Consider the following 23,435-nt stretch of genomic DNA (forward strand, 5'->3'; position numbering starts at 1 on the left):
GTCAGGACCGTGCCAGCATCAGGCCCGACGTCGGGACACCGGTACCCGCGGTGACGAGCACATTCTCGACGGCCTCCACCTGATTCACGGACGTCCCGCGGATCTGGCGGACGCCCTCGGCGATGCCGTTCATCCCGTGGATGTATGCCTCGCCGAGCTGGCCGCCGTGCGTGTTGAGCGGCAGGTGCCCGCCGAGCTCGATTCCTCCGTCGGCGATGAAGTCCTTCGCTTCGCCGGGCTTACAGAAGCCCAGTTCTTCGAGTTGCATCAGCACGTACGGGGTGAAGTGGTCGTAGAGCACCGCAGTTTGCACGTCCTGCGGGGTCAGGCCCGACTGGCCCCACAACTGGTCGCCGACGATGCCCATCTCGGGCAGCCCCGTCAGTCCGTCGCGGTAGTAGCTCGTCATGATGTACTGATCCGGGCCGCTGCCCTGCGCCGCCGCCGTGATGATCGCCGGCGTCTGCTTCAGGTCCTTGGCGCGCTCAGGTGTCGTGATCACCAGCGCCACACCACCATCCGATTCCTGGCAGCAGTCGAGGAGATGCAGCGGCTCCGCAATCCAGCGTGAGTTCTGATGATCCTCGAGGGTGATCGGCTTACCGTGGAAGAACGCCTTCGGGTTCTTCGCCGCGTGCTTGCGGTCGGCCACCGCGACAGCACCGAAGTCGGCGCTGGTGGCGCCCGTGACATGCATATAGCGCTGCGCGGTCATCGCAACGAACGAAGCCGGGGTGCTCAGTCCGTGCGGGTAGGAGAACGCGTTGTCGGTACCCGACGAATTCACCTGGGTCGCAAGGGCACTGTTGACCTGCCCGAAGCGAGCGCCGGAGCGTTCGTTGAATGCGCGATAGGCGACGACGACATCAGCGACACCGGTCGCGACCGCCATCGCGGCCTGCTGCACCGTCGCGGCCGCGGCCCCGCCGCCGTAGTGGATGCGGGAGAAGAACTTCAGGCTCGGGATACCCACAGCACGCGCGACTGCCACCTCGGTGTTGGTGTCCATCGTGAAGGAGACGAGACCGTCGACGTCGGCCGGCGTCAGTCCGGCGTCGTCGAGGGCATCGGCGACTGCTTCGGCGGCGAGACGCAGTTCGCTGCGCCCGGAGTCCTTGGAGAAATCGGTCGCGCCGATTCCGGCGATCGCAGCCTTACGTGACAGCGTGCTCATGCGACTTCCCCTTCGGACGCGCCCTTACCTGCGAGGAACGTGGCTTTCGCGACGATGTGGTTGCCGAGCGAGTTGCTACCCACGATGTCGAGGGTGATGACACCGTCGTCGTCGATGTCGGCGACGGTGCCGTTCAACGTGAGCGTGTCGTACGCATACCACGGGACGCCGAGGCGCAGTGAGATGGATTTGACGACGGCACGCGGCCCGGCCCAGTCGGTCAGGTACCGCTGGACGAGGCCGGTGTCGGTGAGGATGTTGACGAAGATGTCCTTCGAGCCCCGCTGCTGCGCGAGGTCGCGGTCGTGATGGACGTCCTGGAAATCTCTGGTGGCCAACGCCGTCGAGATCACGAAGGTCGGATCGCCGTGGATGGACAAGGGTGGGAGCTTCTCCCCCACCGTCATCGCGGGTGTGCTCACGCGTCCTCCTCACGGGGCTGCCAGGCGTAGAGAGTCCACGGGCTTCCGCCCGTCTCGTCGTCGCCGGGGAAGTCGAGATACGTTGCCTGGACCGGCATTCCGATCTTCACGTCGGCCGGATCGACACCGCGCAGCTCGCCGAGCATGCGGATACCACCCTCGAGTTCGACCAGGGCCACCACGAACGGGAGTTGCCGTCCGGGGGCTTTCGGCGCGTGGTGCACCACGAAGCTGAACACGGTGCCGCGACCGCTCGAGACCAGGTAGTCGGTGGTCTCGTTCTTGTCGAGCCACAATGCGGGCACCGGCGGATGTTGCAACGACCCATCCGGGCGGCGCTGGATCCGCAATTCGTGTGCCGCAACGCCGTCCCAGAAGAACTTCGTATCGTGCGAGGCGGACGGGCGGAGCATCCGCGTGGGATCGAGATCGTCCGGTACCTGCTGCGCTGTGACCGAAGGTGACGTTGAGTCGGTCGAACTGGCCGAAGGTGACGTTCGGTCATTCTGGGCGGGGGGCGCGAACTTCAGGATTCGGAATATCATCTCGGCGACCGCTTCGTCGCCGACCTTCCAGATGTTGCGGGTGGTGAAGAACCACCCCTCACCGAGTCCGGTCTTCTTGGGTCCGACGACGTCCTCGAGCGTGGACTCGATCGTCACCTCTTCACCCGGGCGAAGGTAGCGGTGGTAGATCTGGTCGCAATTGGTCGCCACCACCGAGGTGTAACCGGCCTCGTCGAGGATGGCGGTCATCCGGCCGAGCGGATCATCCTTCTCCCGTTCGGCGCCCAGGCCGCGCATCGTCCACACCTGCGCCATCGCGGGAGGTGCGACGAGACCTCCGTGACCGGCCGCAATGGCCGCGGCTTCGTCGGTGTAGATGGGGTTGTCGTCGCCCAGCGCCTCCACCCAGTTGCGGATCATCGGCAGGTTCACCGGGTCGCGCCCCCAGCGGGGGGCGGAGGCCCCGTCGGCACGAACAGCGTCGGCTGAGGCGAGGATCTCGTCGGCTGTGCTCATCGTGTTCGCCTCCGTCATCGCGGCACCCGGGGCATCCCGAGACCGGCTGTTGCGATCAGTTCCCGCATCACCTCGTTGACGCCGCCGCCGAAGGTGATGACAACGTTCCGCTTGGCCTGCATGTCGAGCCAGCTGAGCAGCGCACCGGTATCCGCGTCGGCGGGGTCCCCGTAGCGTCCGACGATCTCTTCGGCGAGCATGCCGACACGCTGGATGCGCTCGGTGGCGAAGACCTTGGTGGCCGACGCGTCGGCGATGTCGACGGCGTCGCCGTCGCTCGAGGCCACCTGCCAATTGAGCAGTTCGTTGAGCCGGTACGTCGCGTGGATCTCACCGAGTGCGCGACGCACCTCGGGTTCGTCGGTGAGCTTGTGTTCGCGCACCCACTCGAGGAGGTGCTCGTAGATGCCCGCAACCTTGCCCGCCGGTCCGAGCATGACGCGCTCGTGGTTGAGCTGCGTCGTGATCAGGCGCCAACCCTTGTTCTCTTCGCCGACGAGCATGCTCGCGGGCACTCGCACGTCGCTGTAGTACGTGGCGTTGACGTGGTGGGCGCCATCGGCGGTGATGATCGGGGTCCAGCTGAATCCGGGATCGCTGGTGTCGACGATGAACACCGAGATCCCTCGGTGACGGGAGTCCGCGGAGCCGGTGCGCGCGGCGAGCCAGATGTAGTCGGCGTCGTGACCGCCGGTGGTGAAGATCTTCTGGCCGTTGATCACATACTCGTCGCCGTCGCGGACGGCGGTGGTGCGCAGCGCCGCGAGGTCGGTGCCTGCTTCGGGCTCGGAGTAGCCGATGGCGAAATGGACCTCGCCGGCGAGGATTGCGGGCAGGAACTTCTGTTTCTGCTCGTCGGTGCCGTACACCTGCAGGGTCGGGCCTACGGTCTGCAGAGTGACGCTGGGCAGGGGCACGTCGGCCCGGACGGCTTCATTGGCGAAGATCTGCTGCTCGACATCACCGAAGCCGTGGCCACCGAACTCCTTGGGCCAGCCGACTCCCAGCCAGCGGTCCTTGCCCATGCGCCGGATCACATCTCGGTAGGTCGGTCCGTGCCGCTCGGTGCGCATGATCTCGGCCTCCTCGGGCGAGATCAGGTTGGAGAAGTAGCCGCGCAGTTCGGTCTGCAGTGCGCGCTGGTCTTCGGTCAGTTCGATGAACACCGGGCCCCCACGAGGTCGAGTCGGTACGAAGCGCCGCCGAGCAGCCGCGCAATATCCTTGGCCAGAGACGAATACCTGTGCATCGGATAGGTTTCGTCGACGCCGATGCCGCCGTGCAGGTGGTGCAGCACGCGCATCGCCGGGAGTAGTTCCGCGGCGATCCAGTACGCGGTGACGTCGAGATCATCTGCAGCGTCGAGATTCTCGGAGATCCGCCAGATGGTCGACAGAGCGGCCACGTGCAGGGTACGGGCGGTGACATATACGTCGGCGATCTGCTGCGCAACCGCCTGGAAAGCCGCGAGCGGCTTGCCGAATTGGTGGCGTTCGCTCACGTGCTTCGCGGTGAGTTCGGTGGCACCGGTGAGCAGCCCATCGGAGTACGCGGCGATCCCCGCGGTCGCGAGGCTGTACAGGGTCTGGACGTCGGACGCTGCGTCGCCGTCGCCGAGCCGCGTACCGACTGCGGACTCGAGCCGGACGGAGAATTCGGGGGTGTGCGCCGAGGTGGGACTCTCGAGCAGGGTCACCCCGTCGGCGTCCGGCGCCACCGCGACGACTCCGGCGGTGGTGGGAACGAGGATGCTCTGTGCGCGATCCGCGTAGGGCACCGCGACGAACGAGCCGGTGACCGCGACACCGCCGTCGACCTCGACGACTGCGGCGGCGGGCGCCTGCGGGAAGGGCCGGCCCGGCTCGGCGAGCGCTGCGGTGAGGATTCCTCCGGAGGCGACCTCGCTCAGCAGCGCGTCCTGCTGCTCTTCGCTCGCGAGCGCGAGCACGGGAAGCACGCCGAACCCGATGGTGGGTAGCGCCGGGACCAGTGCCGCAGCGCGGCCGACCTCGGTGAGGACGGTGAGCGCCTCGGCGACTCCGAGTCCGGAACCCCCGAGTCGTTCGGGTAATGCCAGCGAAAGGAGATCCGCACCCGCGAGCGCGGACCACAATTCGTCGGAGTCGAGCCCCCGACCGAGCAGGTCGGCGGCAACTCCGGCCACTTCCTCCTGCGTCTCGTCACGTGCGAAATCCACCGTAACCACCTTCTAGTTAGAACGTGTTCTAGTTGTAGCACCATTCCGGTGTCGGCGAAACCGCCGTCTGCCCGTATCGTGCACGCCTCCGGGAGTCACCGCCTGGCTCGTCCCGACCTTCGGGACTCCGGTCCGTCAGCCCCTGGGTAGCCCCAGAAGGCGTTCAGCGGCGAGGGTGAGCAGAATCTGCTCCGTGCCGCCCGCGATGCTCAGGCAGCGCAGATTGAGGAACTCGCGCGTGAGGGGGCCCTCCACCCACCCGGCCTCCCCCGCAAGATCCATCGCGAGCTCGGCGGTGTCCTGTCGCTGACGCACTCCGATCAGCTTCCGCACGCTCGACGCAGGCCCTGGATCCTGTCCCTCGAGCTGTGCGAGCGTGGTGCGCAGGTCCAGCAGCGAGCCGACCAGTGCCTCACCGATCTGAGCGCCGATGCGGTCGTCCGCCACCGCGTCGCCCGGAGCAGCCAGGGCGAGGAGTTCTTCGATCGCGGGACCGAGCGACGATTTTCCGCCCATCGCGACCCGCTCGTTCGCCAAGGTGGTCCGTGCAAGTTTCCAGCCCCCGCCGAGCGCACCGACAACACAGTCGTCGGGCACGAACACCGAGTCGAGGAACACCTCGTTGAACAACGCGTCGCCGGTGATCTCCCGAAGCGGTGCGACGGTGATGCCGGCAGATTTCATGTCGACAAGGAAGTATGTGATGCCCTTGTGCTTCGGAACGTCCCGGTCGGTGCGAGCCAGGCAGATGGCCCAGTCCGCCTGGTGCGCGAGCGAAGTCCATACCTTCTGCCCCTGCAGTGTCCAACCGCCGTCGACCTTCTCCGCTGTAGTACGCAGGGCCGCGAGGTCCGATCCGGCACCGGGCTCGGAGAACAGCTGGCACCACACGATGTCGCCGCGGAGGGTGGGCATCGCGAAACGTTCGATCTGCTCGGCGGTCCCGTGTTCCAGAATGGTCGGCACCGCCCACCAGCCGATCACGAGGTCGGGACGCGAGACACCTGCGGCAGCGAGCTCCTCCTGAATCAGCAGCTGTTCGGCCGGCCCGGCCCCGCGTCCGTACGGCGCGGGCCAATGCGGTGCGAGACAACCTGATTCAGCAAGCGCTACCCGGTGCTCGGATTCAGGACGCGAAGCGATCGCCGCAACCTCATCGCGGATACGTTCACGATCCGCGGCATGCTCCGACAGGTCGATGCCGAGATGACGGCGCGCACCTCCGCGGGTCAGGTCGGTCAGGCGTGCCCGCCACGTGGTCGAACCCCCGAGCAGCTGCCGCGTGGCGACCGCACGCCGCAGGTAGAGGTGCGCGTCGTGCTCCCACGTGAAACCGATTCCGCCGAGCACCTGGATCGCATCCTTGGCGGTCTCCACGGCCGCGTCCAGCGACACCGCGGCAGCGACGGCAGCCGCAACGGGCAGCTCTGCCGCATCTGCATCCGCGGCGACAGCCGAGTCCCAGGCGAGAGTTCGGATCTTCTCTGTGCGGCACAGCATTTCCGCGCACAGGTGCTTGACGGCCTGGAACGAGCCGATGGGCTTGCCGAACTGCTCGCGGATCTTGGCGTACTCGACGGCGGTGGTCAGTGCCCAGCCTGCGACACCGGCGAGTTCGGCCACCGAGAGCGCAACGGTGAGATCGCGGACGAATCCTGCTGGGGTTTGCACGATTCGCTCGGCGGGAACAACCGTCCCGCCGAGTCGTACCCGCGCGAGGGGTCGCGACTTGTCGATCGTCTCGAGCACATCCAGGTGCATGCCAGGCGCATCGGAGTCCACCAGCGCCCAGCGCTCAGTACCATCGCCACCGGTATCGAGGCGGACGAGGACTGCGACACCGGACTCCGCCGCGATCACGGCACCGGCTCCACCGGTGAGCACAGCCCCGTCGGCAGTGAGTTCTGCGGCAACCGGGTCGAGCGCGACGGCCGTGGGCAGCGCGCCTTCGGCGAGCAGTGCGGCCGTCTTCGCAACCGCGTCCCCACCACGACCGAACACGAGCGCTGCGACAGCGGTGGTGACGACGGGCCCGGGCGCAAGTTCGTGCGCGGCCTGTTCGAGCATCACGGCCAGGTCGACCACAGTGGCACCGAGCCCCCCGGCCTCTTCCGGAACAGCAACAGCGAACAGACCGAGTTCGGCGAGCGATGCCCAGCCCTCGCGCCAGGCATCACCGGGGTCGCGACGTATCCTCGACACCGGCTCCACGCCTCGTGACCAGGCCCGAACAGAAGCCTGAACGGCCCGCTGCTCCTCTGTCATGGCAATACTCACAGCGGGACTCCGACCTTTCGAAATGACATCATTAGCTAGAACGTGTTCTAATATGACATCGGTCCAGAGTCAAGGTGTGAGGAAACGATCTATGGTCACCCCGTCCCGCTCGCGTTCCAACGGCAACGGAACCCTGGCCGCCCTCACCGAGGACGATCTCAGTTCCAACGCCCAGAAGGAACGGCGCAAGCGGATACTCGATGCCACCCTGACGCTCGCGTCGAAGGGCGGATACGAGGCCGTGCAGATGCGCGCCGTGGCGGAACGCGCAGATGTCGCGGTGGGCACGCTGTACCGGTACTTCCCGTCGAAGGTGCACCTGCTGGTCTCGGCACTCGGACGTGAATTCGCCCGCATCGAGGGCAAGGGGAAGATCCCGCCCGGACACAGTCCGCTCGAACGCATGCACCTGATCCTGAGCCTGATCACCAAGGCCATGCAACGCGACCCGCTGCTCACCGAGGCAATGACACGGGCGTTCATGTTCGCCGACGCGTCGGCAGCCGCCGAGGTCGACCAGGTGGGCAAGCTCATGGACCGACTCTTCGCCAGGGCGATGAACGAAGGCGAACCCACCGAGGAAGAACTCGCGATTGCGCGCGTCATCAGCGATGTGTGGCTGTCCAACCTCGTGGCGTGGCTGACCCGCCGGTCCTCGGCAACCGACGTCGCACGTCGCCTGGAACTGACCGTCGACCTGCTACTCGGCGATTCCCCGCGCGAGGTCTACTCCACGCCGGGTAGCGCCGAGTCGCACGGCGATTCCTGAGCAGAACGACCCTTTCGTCCAGCACTTCGTGGGTGTAACGCGAAACACCCCCCGCGATTGCCTCCACACGGGTCGGTGCACCGGCTTTTTCGCCTACCTTGGGACAGGTGAGCGCACTAGACCTCCCCATCGAGCTGCGCCGGGCGCTGGCCGCCGTCGCACGCGCACCCCGGTTGCTGGTTGCGAGCGACTACGACGGCACCTTGTCTCCCATCGTGTCCGATCCCGACAACGCCCATCCGCATGCCGAAGCCGTCCGCGCCATGCGGGGCCTCGCGGTCCTGCCTGCGACGTCCGCGGCGGTCATCTCGGGACGCGCGCTCAAGGACCTGGCAGCGCTTTCGCGTCTGCCGGTGGAGGTCAAGCTCGTCGGAAGTCACGGCTCCGAATTCGATGTCGGATTCGTGCACGCGATCGACGACGAATCCAGGAGCCGGCTCCGTTACATCGTCACGGGGCTCGAGGCCATCTCGAGCCGATTCCCCGGTACCAGGGTGGAGGCGAAACCCGCCAGCGCCGCCCTCCACGTACGCAACGCCGAGCCCGGGGACGCCGAACACGCCCTGACCGCGGTACGCGGCGACCTCGCGTTGCTACCCGGCATCCAGGTCACCGAAGGTAAAGCCGTCATCGAGCTATCCGTCGTCCCGACCGACAAGGGCAGCGCACTCGACATCATCCGACACCAGGAAGCCTCCAGCGCCGCCGTGTTCTTCGGCGACGACGTCACCGACGAGAAGGCATTCGCCTCCTTGCGCGGACCCGACGTCGGCATCAAGGTGGGCGAAGGCGCGACGGTCGCCGAGTACCGGGTGGACCGCTCCGAGGACGTGATCGCGGCGCTGGCATTTCTGCTCGAAGAACGCCGCACGTGGCTCTCGGGTGCGCATGCCAGCCCGATCGAGCGACTCACCATGCTCGCAAGCCCACGGTCGAAGGCGCTGGTCACCCCCGATGGCACCATCACCTGGCTGTGTCATCCCGAGCCCGATTCGGCCGCGATCTTCGCGCATCTCCTCGGCGGCGACGCCGCCGGCCATTTCACCATCGGACCTACGCGCGAAGCACTTCCGCTGAGTCAGCGGTACATCGACTCGACGATGACGGTCGTGACCCGCTGGGCGAGTCTCGCGGTGATCGACTATCTGCCGCACGACGTCGAGGCCGGGCGCACCGACCTGACGCGTGTGATCTCCGGCCGGGCAACGGCGGTCGTGACGTTTGCACCGCGTCCCGAATTCGGCCAGGGCCAGGTGGTCCTCGAAGCCGTCGACGACGGCCTACGGGTGCACGGCTTCAACGAACCGTTCGTTCTGCGGTCGCCGGGAGTCCGCTGGGACATCACCAGCGAGGGCGTCCACCAGACCGCCCACGCTGTCGTCGATCCTTCCGACGGCGATATTGTCTTGGAATTACGTTGCGGTACAGATGATCTCGAGAAGCATCCGACATCGGAGGTGGAACGGCGGGCACACGCGGAAGCGTACTGGTGGCAATGGGCCGCCGAACTCGACCTCCCCACTCTCAAGCCGGATCTCGCCAAGCGGTCGGCGCTGACGTTGCGCGGCCTCGTTCACGAGCCGACCGGGTCGATTCTCGCTGCGGTGACCACCTCACTGCCCGAAGAGATCGGTGGGGTACGCAACTGGGACTACCGGTACTGCTGGCTGCGAGATGCGGCGCTGACGTCGCACGCGCTCGTCGACGTGGGCTCCCTCGCCGAGGCGGAGAACTACCTCGACTGGGTACACGACGTTCTCGAGACCCTGCCCGGCCCCGAGCGCCTGCATCCGCTCTACACGCTTGCCGGTGGCCCGCTGCCCCCGGAGGCCGTTCTCGATTCCCTTCCCGGATACGCCGGTTCACGACCGGTGCGCGTCGGTAACGCGGCCAACCAGCAGGTTCAGCTCGATGTGTTCGGCCCCATCGTGAACCTGATCGCCGCAATCGCTCACCGGCGGGATGCACTCGGCGCCGACCGGGTCACTGCGCTCACCGACCGCGACTGGGAGCTGGTCTGCTCGATGGTCACAGCGGTCGAGCGCCGCTGGTTCGAACCTGATCACGGCATCTGGGAGATCCGCGACAACCCTCGACACCACGTCTATTCGAAGGTGATGGGCTGGCTCACCGTCGACCGGGCCCTCACTCTCGCCGATACGTTCTCCCGCCCCGCCGGTGAAGGGTGGGAATCCCTCCGCGACGAAATCGCGGAGGAGGTCCTCGAGAAGGGCTGGAACGAAGACGTCCGCTCCTACACCGCCGCATACGACGGCACCGACCTCGACGCGGCAACTCTGTTCATCGGGCTGACCGGACTGATCGACCCCACCGACGAGCGGTTCCGCGAGACGGTCCGCGCCACCGAAGCGGAACTGCGAAGCGGTTCGACGGTGTACCGGTACCGCCACGAGGACGGGCTACCGGGCGTCGAAGGTGGCTTCCATCTGTGCGCGGCGTGGCTCGTCGAGGCGTACCTGCTGATCGGGCAGCGCAACGACGCAGAGGCACTGTTCGCACAACTCGTCGCCGCGGCCGGTCCGACCGGACTGCTCAGTGAGGAGTACGACCCGGTCGCTGAGCGGTCGCTGGGCAATCACCCGCAGGCCTACAGCCACATCGGCCTCCTGCGCTGCGCGCAACTGCTCGCCGCCAACCCCGCCTGAGCCGGCCTACTCTGCGTACCAGCCGGTGCTCTCGACCGGCCCAGAGGTCTTGCCGAAGACGAGCCGAGTGTCGAGTGTCTCGATCTCGGGGATACCCGAGTGCGCGGGCGAGGCCAGCAGGAGCTCACCCGCGCGACGTCCCTTGTCCTTCTGAGGCTGGCTCACCGTGGTCAGCCCTTCGCGCAGTGCCTCGTCGACGCCGTCGAACCCGGTGATCGACAGGTGGCCGGGGACGTCGAGCCCCGCCTGGTCGGCCCATGCGAGCGCACCGAGCGCCAGCACATCGGTGGTGCACATCAGCGCAGTGATCCGCGGATTGACGCTCATGATCTGCGCCGCAGCAGACTGCCCGTCAGCGGAGGTGTGGGTGAAACGCTCGACCACGGTGAGCGCGGAATCGTCGAGCCCGGCGTCGCGCATGGCGTCGCGCACGCCGAGTATCCGCTCATGTTGGACGTGGAAGCCCGTGTCTTCCAACGCAGCGAGGTCCACGACACCGTCGTGTCGTTCGCGACCGAGCCGCATGCAGACGATCCCGAACTCGCAGTGACCGAGCTCGATCAGGTGGGCGGCGAGGTCACGCATGGGCGAGCGGTCGTCGATGCCCACGACGGGCGCCGCCCCGATACCGCGAGGCTGATCGCATGCAACGATCGGCAGGTGCCGTTCGAGCACAGCGGCCAGATACGGATCCTCGGGCGGCACGGAATAGACGACGAACCCGTCTACGGACGAGCGATGCACGACCTGCGCGGCCTCGGCGTCGGTGAGGCCCGGCCCCGCGGGAATGAGTAGCAGACCCTGCCCGGCAGCCTCACATGCTTCGGAGAGGCCGGAGAGGAAACTCATCGCGGCCGGGTCGCGGAACGAATAGCTCAGCGCCTCGGTGAGAAGTACTCCGACCGCGCCGGCCTTGCGGGTACGCAGGGATCGGGCCATCGGGTCGGGGCCGGCGTAGCCCCGGCGCTTGGCGACCTCGAAGACTCGTTCGCGCAGTTCAGTAGACAGTTGGTCGGGCCGGTTGTATGCGTTCGAGACCGTGGTACGAGAGATTTTCAGCTCGGCGGCGATCGACGCCAGGGTTGCCTGTCGGCGCGGCTGACGGGACCTGGACATGATCGGACCGTAGTCCTGTGTCGATGCTCACGACCAGGCGGGTTGGGCGGAATGCGCGGAATCGTCCGCTAAAGTGGAACGGTAACGGTTTCCAATAGCGTTAGGGTGGCCTCATCGCCTTCCCCGCGCACCGATTCAGGAGAGAACACCAGTGCGTATGTCCTCCCGCGCCGCACTCGTCGCGGCTACCCTGTCGTGCGCCACCGTCCTCGCAGCGTGTGGCTCCGGCACGACCGGCGACTCGGGCTCGGACGACGAACTGAGCGTGGTCGCGTCGACGAACGTGTGGGGCTCGATCGCCCAGGCCGTCGCGGGCGACCGGATCGAGGTCGAGTCGCTGATCTCCGAACCGAACGCAGACCCACACTCCTACGAGGCCAGTCCACTCGACGCCGCTGCCATCAGCGACGCGTCGCTGGTGGTCTACAACGGCGGCGGATACGACCACTTCGTCGACGACATCCTCGGCTCCGTCGGTGGCGACATCCCCACCGTCGAGGCATTCGCACTGTTCGAGTCGGGTGAATACAGCGACCTGCACGCCGGCCACGACCACGGCACCGACAACGCCACCCCCACCTCCGATGCTCCGACGCCGGACGAGGCCGCCCACGGTCATGACGGCCACGATCACAGCGGCATCAACGAACACGTCTGGTACGACCTCGCGACCGCGGATGCGGTCGCGCACGCTGTCGCCGAGCAACTCGCAGGCCTCGACCCCGACGGCGCGCAGGTGTACCGCGACAACGCCGCGGCATTCCACGAAAGTCTGCACGACATCTCGGACGTCACGACTAGGATCGCGGAGACCCACGCCGACGCACCCATCGCACAGACCGAGACCATCGGTCACTATCTCGTGCTGGCGGCCGGTCTCCACGACGTGACTCCCACCGATTTCACCAACGCGATCGAGAACGGCACCGACCCGTCGCCCGCGAGCATCGCCGAGACTCGGCAACTGCTGCTCGACAAGAAGGTCGGGGTCCTCCTCTACAACCCGCAGACCGAGGACAAGGTGAGCAGGGAGATGCGCTCGGCCGCCGAATCTTCGGGCATTCCCGTCGTCGAAGTTTTCGAGACCCTACCCGAGGGCGTCGATTACATTCAGTGGCAGACCCGGACCGCCGAGTCGCTCGCCACCGGACTCGATTCTGCGTCGTAGTCCCCCATCCCCTGACCACAGCTCGAGAACACGGACCCCGGTGACATCTTCCCTCCCCGACCATCCCCACGCGGTCGAACTGAGCGGCGCCAGATTGGCGTTCGGCGAACGCGTCCTCTGGGACCACCTCGACCTCGCGGTGCACCCCGGAGAGTTCGTCGCAGTCCTCGGGCCGAACGGCGCCGGAAAGACCTCTCTCCTCAAAGTCCTGCTCGGTCAGCTTCCGCTCAGCGCGGGAACGGCCACCATCGCGGGCACACCGGTCCATACCGGCAGCCCTCATGTCGGATACGTACCGCAACAGAAGACGCTCGACGTAGGTGTTCCGTTGCGTGGCCGCGACCTTGTCGGACTCGGTGTGGACGGACACCTGTGGGGCACCGGTATTCGACATTTCAAGCGCCGCAAGGCCGCCGTGGACGCCGCGATCGCCCAGGTCGGGGCGCAGTCGTACGCGAATGCGTTGGTCGGCGACCTGTCCGGAGGTGAACAGCAACGGCTCCGGGTGGCGCAAGCACTCGTGGGTGATCCGCAAGTGCTGCTGTGCGACGAACCGCTGCTCAGCCTCGACCTCGCCAATCAGCATCTCGTGTCGGCGCTCATCGACAAGCGGCGCAAGGACCACGACACCGCCGTGCTGTTCGTCACCCACGAGATCAACCCGATCCTTCCCCTCGTCGACCGGGTGCTCTATCTCGTCGACGGCCAGTTCCGCATCGGCACACCCTCGGAGGTCATGACCTCCGAGGTGCTCTCCGAGCTGTACCGCACAGAGGTCGAGGTGCTCGAGATGCGCGGGCGGCTCGTCGTCGTCGGCACGGGCGACGCCATCGATGCGCTCGGCAGCGCGGGCGGGCTCCGCCCCGGCGAAGGCGTCCACCATCACCACCCGGAGGACCACGCATGAGCAGCAAGTTCTCGGACGCCATGGGACGGCTGTTCGATTTCCAGGCCACCGCAGAACTCCTGCAGTACGACTTCGTGCAGCAGGCCCTGATCTCAGGGGCCATCCTCGGTCTCCTCGCCGGTGTCATCGGCCCCCTGATCATCAGCCGACAGATGGCGTTCTCGGTGCACGGCACCTCCGAGCTGTCGCTCACCGGCGCCGCCGCAGCACTGCTGGTGGGGGTCTCCGTCGGGATCGGCGCGGTCGTCGGTGCCGTGGTCACCGCGATCCTGTTCGGATTGCTCGGAACGCGCGCCCGCGAACGAGACTCGGTGATCGGCGTCGTCATGGCCTTCGGGCTCGGCCTCGCCGTGTTGCTGCTGTGGGCATACGACGGGCGCACCGGCGCTGCGTTCTCACTGCTGACCGGCCAGATCGTTGCGCCCGGCGGAACCGGTGTCGCGTTGCTCGCAGGGTGCGCGGTCGTGGTGATCGGCGCCCTGGTCCTGATCTACCGCCCGCTGCTGTTCTCGAGCACCGACCCCGAGGTCGCGGCCGCACGCGGCGTGCCGGTGCGGGCACTGTCGATGGTCTTCGCGGTACTCGTCGGCATCACCGCCGCGCTCGGTGTGCAGATCGTCGGTGCGCTACTCGTGATGGCCCTGCTCATCACGCCCGCTGCCGCGGCGGCGCGGGTGACCCGTGGTCCGCTCGCCGCGACGATCCTGTCGGTGATCTTCGCCGAAGTCGCGGCTGTCGGGGGCATCCTGCTCGCGCTCGCACCCGGCGTCCCGGTGTCGAGTTTCATCACCGCGATCGCCTTCGTCATCTACCTCGTATGCCGGGCGATCGGGTCGGTGCAGCGCCGCCGGGGCGCGGGGCGGGTTCTCACACCGGCGGCCTGACGTCCATTCGCTGCGGGACAATCAGCGGATGCGCTCCCGTACGAAAGTTCTCGACGCGACACTCGCGCTCATCACGAGCGACGGGTTCGATGCCGTCACCATCGCGGGCGTAGCGAAGGCGGCCGGTGTCTCCCGACAGACCGTGTACTCGATATTCGGGAGTCGGGAAGATCTGGTGTCGCAGGCGGTCGCGAGCGCTGCGCTGGGAAAGCTCGACGATATCCTCACACTGTTGGCCGGAGCGGACACCCCGTGCGAGTACCTCGTCGAACTGCTCGTCGCCGGCCGGGGGGCGGTGCGTGACAATCCGGTACTGGCCGCATTGCATCGTTCGGGCCGCGAGCATCCTTTCTTCGACACGGGCATGGTGAGCCGGGCAAAACCGGTCGTCCTTCGACTGCTCGAGCCATTGGCCCACAAATACCCCGAGATCGTTCCGCAACTCGACGACATCGCCGACATCGCACTCTTCCTCGGATTGTCGGTGGTTCTGTTCGACGATCCCGAGATGCATTCGGATGACGAACTGAGGCGCTTTCTCACCAGATGGCTGGAACCGGCGATGCCGAAACCTTGACACTCGGCACCCATATGTCTAGTTTTGCACGCGGCCCGGAGGTATCCGCCAGGGTCGAGGCAGACTCTTGGGGAGCGAAATCTTGTCGAGCATCAGCAGGCGCACATTTCTCGCAGGGGCCGCCACCGTCGGCGCTGTACTGGCAGGAACATCCGCCGCACACGCGTCCACCGGCATCGCTACCCGAACGAACAAGGTGCCGCTGACACGCGAAGAACATCGTGTGGTCGTCATCGGCTCCGGGTTCGGCGGCGGCGTGAGCGCACTGCGTCTGGCGGAAGCCGGAGTGCCCGTCACCATCCTCGAGCGGGGAAAACGCTGGCCCACCGGACCCGACTCGACGACCTTCCCGCGAGTCGACGCACCCGACGGGCGCATGCTGTGGTTCCGCTCCGCACCCGAACTCTTCGGCAGGCCCGTCATGGTGGAGCCGCACACCGGCCTGGTCGAGGCGGTTGTCGGACAGAACATGACCGCCCTGTGCGCCGCCGGCGTCGGCGGAGGTTCGCTGGTCTACCAGGGAATGTCGTTGCAGCCCAGCGAGGAAGTGTTCAACACCCACTTCCCGAACGAACTCGACTGGGCCACCATGGATCGCGTCCACTACCCGCGTGTGTCGCGGATGCTGGGACTCGCGACCGCCCCCGACGAACTCGTCTCCCACCCCAACTACGCCGCCGCGCGGATCTTCGCCGAGCGCGTGAAACAGGCCGGGCTCCCTCTCGAGAAGATTCCCATGCCGATCGACTGGGACTACGCCCTCGCCGAGCTGCGCGGTGAGATGGCTCCGTCGTACACGGACGGCTCCGGCGCTCTCGGTGTCAACAACGGCGGCAAGCATTCCGTCGACGTCACCTACATCGCTGCTGCCGAGGCCACCGGTCTGGTGACCGTGCAGACCCAGCACGAGGTCAGGGACATCGAACGGGCCTCCGACGGTCGGTGGACCGTATACGTCGACCGGATCGACACCTCCGGGAATCTCCTCGAGAACAAGATCCTCACCACCGACACACTCATCCTGGCCGCCGGCAGCCTCAACACGACCCGCTTGCTGGTCCGGGCGTCGCAGAAGGGACAGATCCCGGATCTTCCCGACGATCTCGGACGCAACTGGGGCAGCAACGCCGACCGCATCTACCTCTGGTCCGACATGCGTGAGGACTTCGGTGCGCTGCAGGGCGGCCCCGTCGTCCACGGCAGCAAGAACTGGGACGACCCGAACGCCGCGTTCACAGTGATCCAGGCATCGATCCCGGCGATCGGCGTCAACACCCGCAGCACCGTGCTCGTGGGCTACGGCATCAGCGACAGCCGCGGGTCGTTCGTCTACGACTCCGCGAAGGACGACGCGATCCTGCACTGGCCGAAGGACGGCGACGCCGCGATCCAGAATGGTCACATCGATCCCACAGTGCGCAGGATCGTCGGCAACACAGGTATCGCCACCGATACCAACGCCATCGTTCCGTCCACGTGGCACCCGCTCGGCGGGGCGAGCATGGGCGGCGTCTGCGACCTCGACGGACGAGTACACGGCCAGCGCGGTCTGTACGTGCTCGACGGTGCGCTGCTTCCGGGCCAGTCCGGTGCGTGCAACCCGTCGATGACCATCGCCGCCGTCGCCGAGCGCGCGCTCGACAACATCGTCGCGAAGGACGTCGGGGTGACGATCTGACACCCGCCCTAGAATCGGACACGTGACCCGCATCGACCTGAACAGCGACCTCGGCGAGAGCTACGGGCAGTGGCGACTCGGCGACGACAAGGCCATGCTCTCGCTTGTCACGAGCGCCAACATCGCGTGCGGGTTCCACGCGGGTGATCCATCGAATCTGCTCGAAACCTGCAGGGGTGCAGTGGATCACACCGTACGCATCGGAGCCCAGGTGGGGTACCACGATCTGGCGGGGTTCGGTCGACGGTTCATCGATGTCGAGCCGGCAGAGCTCACTGCCGAGGTGATCTACCAGATCGGCGCCCTCGACGGCCTCGCCCGGGCTGCGGGCTCAACGGTCGGATACGTCAAACCGCACGGCGCTTTGTACAACGCGATCGTTCACCACCGCGAGCAGGCCCGCGCGGTCGTGGCGGCGATCCGCTCGTACAACGCCTCACTACCTGTTCTCGGGCTTCCCGGATCGGCGTTCCTCGAGGAGGCCGAACGCGCGGGCTTGATCGTGGTGACCGAGGCGTTCGCCGACCGCGCGTACACCCCCGACGGGGCCCTCGTGTCGCGGCGCGAACCGGGTGCCGTGCTGCACGATCCGGATCTGGTGGCCCAGCGCGTGTTGCGTATGGTCACCGAAGGCGTGGTCACAGCGATCGACGGCACCGATGTGCGCGTAGACCCACAGTCCGTGTGCATCCACGGCGACTCCCCTGACGCCACCGCCATGGCCGTGGCCGTCCGGGCCCTGCTGGATGCCGAGAACATCGACGTCCGCGCATTCGTCTAGGCGGCGGCACGTGAGGATCCTGCGCAACGGCGACTCCGCAGTACTCGCGGAGTTCGATTCACTCGACGACGTACTCGCGCATTTCCGCGCACTCGACGCGAATCGGATACACGGTGTCGTCGACCTGGTGCCCGCTGCCCGCACACTGCTGGTCCGCTTCGACACGCGAACGACCCACGCCGACACGGTGCGCCGCTGGCTCGTCGAGACGCAGCCGATGCGCGCAGACACCATCCCGGGGGCCGAAGTGGTGATCCGAGTGCGGTACGACGGTCCCGACCTCGAGGAGGTCGGTGAACGAACCGGACTGGGCGTCAGCGGTGTGATCGCCGCGCACACCGGACGCGCCTGGACGGTGGCGTTCGGCGGCTTCGCTCCCGGCTTCGCCTATCTCACGGGCGGCGACAGCCGCTTGCAGGTACCACGTCGAGACTCCCCGCGGACCTCGGTGCCCGCGGGTGCCGTCGGGTTGGCAGGCGAGTTCTCCGGGATCTATCCGAGAAGCTCTCCGGGAGGCTGGCAGCTGATCGGCACCACCGAACAAGTTCTGTGGCAACCGGATCGGACTCCCCCTGCATTGTTGCACCCCGGTGCCGCAGTACGATTCGAGTCCTACTGAACACCAAGCGGTCTCGTCAAATTCCCAGCACGGCTTTCGCAATGAGAAAATACAGTACCAATCCCGTCGAATCGACGAACGTCGTGATGAACGGATTGGAGAACACTGCGGGATCCACGCGGATAGCCTTGGCGACCAACGGCATCGCCCCACCGACAGTGGCTGCGAGTGTGCACACGGTGACCAGCGTCAGCCCGATCACCGCGCCCACCGACATGTCGTAGACGGCAGTTGCGAGGACGAACGCCACGGAACCGAGCAGCACCCCGAGCGAGAACCCCACCCTGAGTTCACGGACGACGACACGGCCGACATCTCGGGGACTCACGTCGTCGAGAGCCAATGCCCGCGTAACGGTGGTCGCCGCCTGATTTCCCGTGTTGCCACCGGTGCCGATGAGCAGCGGCACGAACAACGCCAACGTCACGGCCTGTTCCAAGGTCGATTCGAACACCTCGAGCACCTGCACGGTCAATGTCGCTCCGATCGCCAGCACGAGCAGCCACACGACCCGCGAACGCACCAATTGTCTCGCCGGCGTGGCGAGATAGGGCTGGCGTAGCGGCTCGGTGCCGCCGATCCGGGCCTGGTCCTCGCTCTCGGCCGACTCCAGGATGCGCAACGCATCGTCGACAGTGAGGATGCCCACCAGTCGCGTTTCGCTGTCCACGACGATCAACGCCAGCAACTTCAGCTCGGCACAGCGGCGGGCAGCTTCCTCTGCGTCGTCGGTGGCCCGCGCGAAATACGGTTCGCTCATGATGTCGCCGACTGCGCCGTCCTTCGGGGCGCCCATCAGATCTCGCAACCCCACCACACCCACGAGGATCCGATTCCTGTCGACAACCGGCAAGGTGTAGACCGTCTCGGCATCGTGGAGGCGACTACGGACCATCGCGAGGGCTCGCTCGATCGGCATGTCTTGGCGCAACGAGACGAACTCCGGGCTCATGCGCCGTCCGAGAGCGCCCTGCCTGTAGCCGAGGATCGTCGCTGTCATCTCACGTTCGTCGTACGGGAGGCCGCGCATGAGCTTCGCCGCAACGGTGGCCGGCAACTCGTCGAGCAGTTCGACTCGATCGTCGGGCTCGAGATCAGCGAAGATCGACGCGACCTGATCGTCTTGCAGGCCGCCGACGAGGGCGCTCTGCAGACTCGGATCCAGCTGCTCGAACACCTCCATCGCCTGATCCTTGGGAAGCAACCGATAGAGCACCGCGCGGTCGGTGTGGTCCAACCGCTCGAGCACGTCGACGAGCAGTTCCACGCTCAGGTCGGCTACTGCGGCGTGCGCCGCAGCCAGATCGCCGTCGTCCAACGCACCCTCGACTGCCCGGGTCGCCTCCACCCGGGTGGCCTCGATACTGGTGGTCGGATCGTTCCGGCTCATCGTGTCTCCCTCGAACTGCGGCACTTCAACCTAACGCGCGCCGGCTGCGCTCACCGAACAGTCCTCACCGCCGCCCCGGATTGCGAGACCATGGATCCATGGCATGGCTCGAGGTGGTCACCCCTGGAATCTTCACGACTGTGCAGGATCACGGACGCATCGGATACGGGGCCGACGGCGTGACCGCATCCGGCGCTGCGGACCGCACGGCGCACGACGCTGCGAATCGCCTCGTCGGCAATCACCCGGACGCCGCGGCCCTCGAGGTGACCGGTGGCGGACTCTCGGTCCGAAGCGTCGGCGACACGATCGTCGCGATCACCGGAGCGCGCGTCGACGTGACGGTAAACGGCCGCTCGGTGGGTGATTACGCGAGGGTGCGTCTCCGCGATCAGGACGTCATCTCGGTCTCAGTGCCATCCGAGGGATTGCGGTCGTATCTGGCAGTCCGCGGCGGCATCGACGTTCCGGAGGTACTGGGAAGCCGTTCGACCGACACGTTGTCGGGCACGGGCCCAGCGCCGGTGCACATCGGTGACCGGCTGCTTGTCGGCGCACTCGCCGAAGAACTCCCCTGCGAAGAGCAGATCCCTCCGCCTGCGCCCGCGGGTGATCCCGTCGAACTCCGTGTGCGAACAGGGCCCCGCGACGACTGGTTCACTCCCGCCTCGGTCCGCGCCTTCCTACACGAATCGTGGACGGTGACTCCGCAACTCGATCGGGTGGGGATCCGGCTCCGGGGCCCCGGACCGCTACACCGCTCACGCCATGACGAACTACCCAGCGAGGGTATGGTTGCCGGGTCCGTCCAGGTACCGCCGGAGGGTCATCCGGTGCTGTTCCTCGCCGATCACCCCGTCACCGGCGGCTATCCAGTGATCGCGGTGGTGACGACAGCGGACCTTCCCACTGCGGCGCAATTACGTCCGGGGCGGCGTGTGCGGTTCGTCCGACTGATCTGAACTGTGACCTCGTTGTCACGCACAGTGATCAGGCCGTGGTCGCCGGCGCTGGTGCGCACCTCCACCGTCCCCGACACCTCATACCCCCGGGGTGCCAGGAACGCGGCGATCAGGTACTGAAGCCATTCGGAGTACCGGTAGAAGACCGGGTCGCCGTCCCACTCGAGGGCGCATCCGTCACTGCTCGGGGCCCACTGACACCACGACAGCGGCCGCCCCTCTGCCGGCAGACCGTCGCGGCCCGCGTTGTGCGGACCACTCGCGGCACCCGCGAACCCGGTGAGGAAGTCGATGTCGGGCCGACTCAATGGCGGTGTGATCTCGAAACGCCCGTCGAACGCCGTTGTGTACGCCACTGTGTGCCTCCGCTTCCGTCCGGCCCTACCGGTACAGACGCAGCGAGGGCCCGATCGGTTCCCGTCGGTACGCGCTGACCTTCGGAGCGGCCTTCAGGACCGCACTTTCAGGACCGGCGACGACGCGCGATATCGGCGAGCACGACGCCTGCCGCGACCGACGCGTTGAGCGACTCCACGTCGCCGGCCATCGGGATGGACAGGATCGAATCGCACGTCTCGCGGACGAGCCGCGAGAGTCCCTTGCCCTCGGACCCCACCACCACGACGACGGGATCGGTGCCGTCGAAAGTGTCGAGGTCGGTATCACCACCGGCATCGAGACCCACGACGCGGACGCCCTGAGACTGCCAGTCCTTGAGGGTGCGGGTCAGATTGGTTGCGCGTGCTACCGGAAGCCGCGCCGCAGCACCCGCACTGGTGCGCCAGGCCACGGCAGTGACCGACGCGCTCCGACGCTGCGGAATCACAACGCCATGGCCACCGAACGCCGCCACCGACCGGATGATCGCACCGAGGTTGCGGGGATCGGAAATGTTGTCGAGCGCCACCAGCAGGGGTCGCTCGTGCCTCTCCTTGGCGCGCACGATCAGATCGTCGGGGTGCGCGTAGCGGTACGGCGGCACCTGCAGGCCGATGCCCTGATGCATACCGTTCGCCGTGAGCCGGTCGAGTTCGCTGCGCTGCACTTCGAGAATCGAGATGCCGGCATCAGCGGCGCGCTGCACTGCTTCCTTGAGCCGGTCGTCGGCTTCCGCACCGACCGCGACGTAGAGCGCGGTCGCCGGGACCTCGGCCCGCAAGCACTCGACCACGGGGTTGCGGCCGAGGACCATCTCCGGCCCGTCCTCCGGCTTGCGTCCACCCGGACGGCGGCCTCGGTTGTCGGCGGCCTTCGCCGCTGCACGAGCGCGCCGGGCCGCAGGATGGTACGAACGATCCTCGGCCTTCGGGGTAGCGCCGCGGCCTTCGAGACCGCGCCGACGCTGACCGCCCGAACCGACGACCTGGCCTTTCTTCGTTCCGCCCTTGCGAATCGCTCCGCGGCGCTGGGAATTGCCTGCCATCACTGCCCTGCTTTCAGAGACCACTCGGGTCCGTTCGGCGTATCCGTTACTTCGATCCCCGCCGCTGTCAGCCGGTCACGTACTTCGTCGGCGACCGCCCAATTCTTCTCGGCACGGGCGCTCTGTCGACGATCGAGTTCTGCTCCCACCAGCACATCGAGGGCGGCGAGCGCACCCGACTCGTCGCCGGAGCTCTCCTGCCAGTGTGCATCGAGTGGATCGACGCCGAGGACAGAAAGCATCGCACGGATCTGGGAAGCGATGCGCACCGCTTCGGTCAGGTCTCCGTTGTCGAGCGCCTTGTTGCCCTCGCTGCGTCGGCCGTGGATCTCGGCGAGCGCTTTGGGCACCCCGAGATCGTCGTCGAGCGCTTCGGCGAACGCGTCGGTCCACGTTCCGACGGGAACGTCGCCTGCCCGGTCACGGGTCTTGATCACGAACGACTCGAGTCCCCGGTAGGCCGCGGCCGCCTCGGCCAGCGCCGTGTCGGAATATTCGAGCATCGACCGGTAGTGGGCGCTGCCGAGGTAGTAACGCAGTTCCTGGGCCCGCACGCGGGTGAGGACGTTGGGGATGGACAGCACGTTGCCGAGCGACTTGGACATCTTCTCGCCGCCCATGGTGACCCAGCCGTTGTGCAACCAGTAACGGGCGAAGCCGTCACCTGCAGCGCGGGCCTGCGCGATCTCGTTCTCGTGATGCGGAAACACCAGATCCATGCCGCCGCAATGGATGTCGAACGAGGAACCAAGATAGAACTCCGCCATGGCGGAGCATTCGAGATGCCAGCCCGGACGGCCACGACCCCACGGCGTCGGCCACGAGGGCTCCCCGGCCTTCTCGGCCTTCCACAGGGTGAAGTCGCGAGGGTCGCGCTTGCCCTGCCCGGCGCTCTCACCTTGATGGACGTCGTCGAGTTTGTGCCCCGACAACGCGCCGTACTCGGGGAAACTCATCACGTCGAAGTAGACGTTGCCGTCGGATGCGTAAGCATGACCCGCGTCGATGAGTCGACGCATGAGCTCGACCATCTGAGTGATGTGCCCGGTCGCGCGGGGCTCCACGGAGGGCGGCAACACACCCAGAGCGTCGTAGGCGCGGGTGAAAGCGCGCTCGTAGGTGGTCTTCCATTCCCACCAGGGGCGGCCCGCCTCGCTCGCCTTGCGGAGAATCTTGTCGTCGATATCGGTGACGTTTCTCACAAACGCGACGTCGAGCCCCTTCGCTGCGAGCCATCGTCGCAGAACGTCGAACGCGACGCCGCTGCGCACGTGGCCGATGTGCGGCTCACCCTGAACAGTGGCACCACACAGATACACCGAAGCGTGTCCGGGCACCAGCGGTTCGAAATCCCGCACGGCTCGTGTCTCGGTGTCGAAAAGGCGCAAAGTCACGACAGACCA

Annotated in this window: 21 protein-coding genes; 10 read left to right on the top strand and 11 right to left on the bottom strand. The window is 66.8% G+C overall.

Annotation, left to right across the window (positions count from 1 at the left end; genetic code table 11):
- Position 1: 1 nt before the first annotated feature.
- The 6 genes from MWU77_RS19715 to MWU77_RS19740 all read right to left on the bottom strand — a co-directional run bounded on the left by MWU77_RS19715 (position 2) and on the right by MWU77_RS19740 (position 7,092).
- Positions 2–1,174: a lipid-transfer protein gene (locus tag MWU77_RS19715; protein WP_169688089.1), complete on the bottom strand. Its 1,173-nt coding sequence runs from the start codon at positions 1,172–1,174 to the stop codon at positions 2–4.
- Positions 1,171–1,581, bottom strand: a complete 411-nt coding sequence (locus tag MWU77_RS19720; RefSeq protein WP_169688439.1) for a MaoC family dehydratase — start codon at positions 1,579–1,581, stop codon at positions 1,171–1,173. The genes MWU77_RS19715 and MWU77_RS19720 overlap by 4 nt, the downstream gene beginning before the upstream one ends.
- 11 nt (positions 1,582–1,592) lie before the next feature.
- Positions 1,593–2,636, bottom strand: a complete 1,044-nt coding sequence (locus MWU77_RS19725; protein ID WP_169688088.1) for a bifunctional MaoC family dehydratase N-terminal/OB-fold nucleic acid binding domain-containing protein — start codon at positions 2,634–2,636, stop codon at positions 1,593–1,595.
- Positions 2,633–3,784: an acyl-CoA dehydrogenase family protein gene (locus tag MWU77_RS19730; protein WP_247274572.1), complete on the bottom strand. Its 1,152-nt coding sequence runs from the start codon at positions 3,782–3,784 to the stop codon at positions 2,633–2,635. Before MWU77_RS19730 ends, MWU77_RS19725 begins: the two co-directional genes overlap by 4 nt.
- The gene (locus tag MWU77_RS19735; RefSeq protein ID WP_247274573.1) at positions 3,769–4,815 is read right to left on the bottom strand and encodes an acyl-CoA dehydrogenase family protein; all 1,047 of its coding nucleotides are present in this window, start codon (positions 4,813–4,815) and stop codon (positions 3,769–3,771) included. Before MWU77_RS19735 ends, MWU77_RS19730 begins: the two co-directional genes overlap by 16 nt.
- Positions 4,816–4,950: 135 nt before the next feature.
- The gene (locus MWU77_RS19740) at positions 4,951–7,092 is read right to left on the bottom strand and encodes an acyl-CoA dehydrogenase (protein WP_169688085.1); all 2,142 of its coding nucleotides are present in this window, start codon (positions 7,090–7,092) and stop codon (positions 4,951–4,953) included.
- A gap of 91 nt (positions 7,093–7,183) precedes the next feature.
- Here MWU77_RS19740 and kstR point away from each other — a divergent pair, with 91 nt between their 5' ends.
- Together kstR and otsB are read left to right on the top strand one after the other, a co-directional pair.
- On the top strand, positions 7,184–7,861 hold the full coding sequence (gene kstR / locus MWU77_RS19745) for a cholesterol catabolism transcriptional regulator KstR (RefSeq protein WP_169688084.1): 678 nt from the start codon (positions 7,184–7,186) through the stop codon (positions 7,859–7,861).
- Between the two features lie 107 nt (positions 7,862–7,968).
- Positions 7,969–10,527 carry a trehalose-phosphatase gene (gene otsB, locus MWU77_RS19750; protein ID WP_247274574.1) on the top strand — a complete coding sequence of 853 codons (2,559 nt, stop codon included), beginning with the start codon at positions 7,969–7,971 and terminating at the stop codon, positions 10,525–10,527.
- A gap of 6 nt (positions 10,528–10,533) precedes the next feature.
- Here otsB and MWU77_RS19755 read toward each other — a convergent pair whose 3' ends face one another.
- The gene (locus MWU77_RS19755; protein ID WP_169688082.1) at positions 10,534–11,643 is read right to left on the bottom strand and encodes a LacI family DNA-binding transcriptional regulator; all 1,110 of its coding nucleotides are present in this window, start codon (positions 11,641–11,643) and stop codon (positions 10,534–10,536) included.
- A 151-nt stretch (positions 11,644–11,794) separates the two neighbouring features.
- Here MWU77_RS19755 and MWU77_RS19760 point away from each other — a divergent pair, with 151 nt between their 5' ends.
- The 7 genes from MWU77_RS19760 (at position 11,795) to MWU77_RS19790 (ending at position 18,257) form a co-directional block, all read left to right on the top strand.
- Positions 11,795–12,811 carry a metal ABC transporter solute-binding protein, Zn/Mn family gene (locus tag MWU77_RS19760; RefSeq protein ID WP_374229926.1) on the top strand — a complete coding sequence of 339 codons (1,017 nt, stop codon included), beginning with the start codon at positions 11,795–11,797 and terminating at the stop codon, positions 12,809–12,811.
- A 40-nt stretch (positions 12,812–12,851) separates the two neighbouring features.
- Positions 12,852–13,718, top strand: a complete 867-nt coding sequence (locus MWU77_RS19765; RefSeq protein WP_169688081.1) for a metal ABC transporter ATP-binding protein — start codon at positions 12,852–12,854, stop codon at positions 13,716–13,718.
- Entirely contained in the window at positions 13,715–14,602 is an 888-nt protein-coding gene (locus tag MWU77_RS19770; protein ID WP_247274575.1) for a metal ABC transporter permease, read from the top strand. Before MWU77_RS19765 ends, MWU77_RS19770 begins: the two co-directional genes overlap by 4 nt.
- 28 nt (positions 14,603–14,630) lie before the next feature.
- Positions 14,631–15,179, top strand: a complete 549-nt coding sequence (locus MWU77_RS19775; RefSeq protein ID WP_169688079.1) for a TetR/AcrR family transcriptional regulator — start codon at positions 14,631–14,633, stop codon at positions 15,177–15,179.
- Between the two features lie 82 nt (positions 15,180–15,261).
- Entirely contained in the window at positions 15,262–16,857 is a 1,596-nt protein-coding gene (locus MWU77_RS19780) for a GMC oxidoreductase (protein ID WP_247274576.1), read from the top strand.
- Between the two features lie 22 nt (positions 16,858–16,879).
- On the top strand, positions 16,880–17,638 hold the full coding sequence (locus MWU77_RS19785; protein ID WP_169688077.1) for a 5-oxoprolinase subunit PxpA: 759 nt from the start codon (positions 16,880–16,882) through the stop codon (positions 17,636–17,638).
- A 10-nt stretch (positions 17,639–17,648) separates the two neighbouring features.
- Entirely contained in the window at positions 17,649–18,257 is a 609-nt protein-coding gene (locus MWU77_RS19790) for an allophanate hydrolase subunit 1 (RefSeq protein ID WP_169688076.1), read from the top strand.
- Positions 18,258–18,273: 16 nt separating this feature from the next.
- Here MWU77_RS19790 and mgtE read toward each other — a convergent pair whose 3' ends face one another.
- The gene (gene mgtE / locus MWU77_RS19795) at positions 18,274–19,647 is read right to left on the bottom strand and encodes a magnesium transporter (RefSeq protein ID WP_169688075.1); all 1,374 of its coding nucleotides are present in this window, start codon (positions 19,645–19,647) and stop codon (positions 18,274–18,276) included.
- A gap of 98 nt (positions 19,648–19,745) precedes the next feature.
- Here mgtE and MWU77_RS19800 point away from each other — a divergent pair, with 98 nt between their 5' ends.
- A complete protein-coding gene (locus tag MWU77_RS19800; protein ID WP_247274577.1) occupies positions 19,746–20,609 on the top strand; it encodes a biotin-dependent carboxyltransferase family protein in 864 nt (287 codons plus the stop codon).
- Here the strand turns inward: MWU77_RS19800 and MWU77_RS19805 are convergent.
- The 3 genes from MWU77_RS19805 to cysS all read right to left on the bottom strand — a co-directional run bounded on the left by MWU77_RS19805 (position 20,516) and on the right by cysS (position 23,426).
- Positions 20,516–20,965 (bottom strand): hypothetical protein, encoded by a 450-nt coding sequence (locus MWU77_RS19805; protein ID WP_169688073.1) that lies wholly within the window; start codon positions 20,963–20,965, stop codon positions 20,516–20,518. The genes MWU77_RS19800 and MWU77_RS19805 overlap by 94 nt on opposite strands.
- A 107-nt stretch (positions 20,966–21,072) precedes the next feature.
- The gene (rlmB, locus tag MWU77_RS19810) at positions 21,073–22,032 is read right to left on the bottom strand and encodes a 23S rRNA (guanosine(2251)-2'-O)-methyltransferase RlmB (RefSeq protein WP_169688072.1); all 960 of its coding nucleotides are present in this window, start codon (positions 22,030–22,032) and stop codon (positions 21,073–21,075) included.
- Entirely contained in the window at positions 22,032–23,426 is a 1,395-nt protein-coding gene (gene cysS / locus MWU77_RS19815) for a cysteine--tRNA ligase (RefSeq protein ID WP_169688071.1), read from the bottom strand. The genes rlmB and cysS overlap by 1 nt, the downstream gene beginning before the upstream one ends.
- Positions 23,427–23,435: the final 9 nt, after the last annotated feature.

Origin of the sequence: Rhodococcus sp. F64268, from assembly GCF_023015605.1 — a bacterium.
Classification (GTDB): Bacteria; Actinomycetota; Actinomycetes; order Mycobacteriales; family Mycobacteriaceae; genus Rhodococcus.

Bases quoted from the DNA above. Each gene is read 5' to 3' on its own strand.
- MWU77_RS19715 (WP_169688089.1), bottom strand. From the start codon at position 1,174: ATGAGCACGCTGTCACGTAAGGCTGCGATCGCCGGAATCGGCGCGACC.
- MWU77_RS19720 (WP_169688439.1), bottom strand. From the start codon at position 1,581: ATGACGGTGGGGGAGAAGCTCCCACCCTTGTCCATCCACGGCGATCCG.
- MWU77_RS19725 (WP_169688088.1), bottom strand. From the start codon at position 2,636: ATGACGGAGGCGAACACGATGAGCACAGCCGACGAGATCCTCGCCTCA.
- kstR (WP_169688084.1), top strand. From the start codon at position 7,184: ATGGTCACCCCGTCCCGCTCGCGTTCCAACGGCAACGGAACCCTGGCC.
- MWU77_RS19755 (WP_169688082.1), bottom strand. From the start codon at position 11,643: ATGTCCAGGTCCCGTCAGCCGCGCCGACAGGCAACCCTGGCGTCGATC.
- MWU77_RS19770 (WP_247274575.1), top strand. From the start codon at position 13,715: ATGAGCAGCAAGTTCTCGGACGCCATGGGACGGCTGTTCGATTTCCAG.
- MWU77_RS19775 (WP_169688079.1), top strand. From the start codon at position 14,631: ATGCGCTCCCGTACGAAAGTTCTCGACGCGACACTCGCGCTCATCACG.
- mgtE (WP_169688075.1), bottom strand. From the start codon at position 19,647: ATGAGCCGGAACGATCCGACCACCAGTATCGAGGCCACCCGGGTGGAG.
- MWU77_RS19800 (WP_247274577.1), top strand. From the start codon at position 19,746: ATGGCATGGCTCGAGGTGGTCACCCCTGGAATCTTCACGACTGTGCAG.
- rlmB (WP_169688072.1), bottom strand. From the start codon at position 22,032: ATGGCAGGCAATTCCCAGCGCCGCGGAGCGATTCGCAAGGGCGGAACG.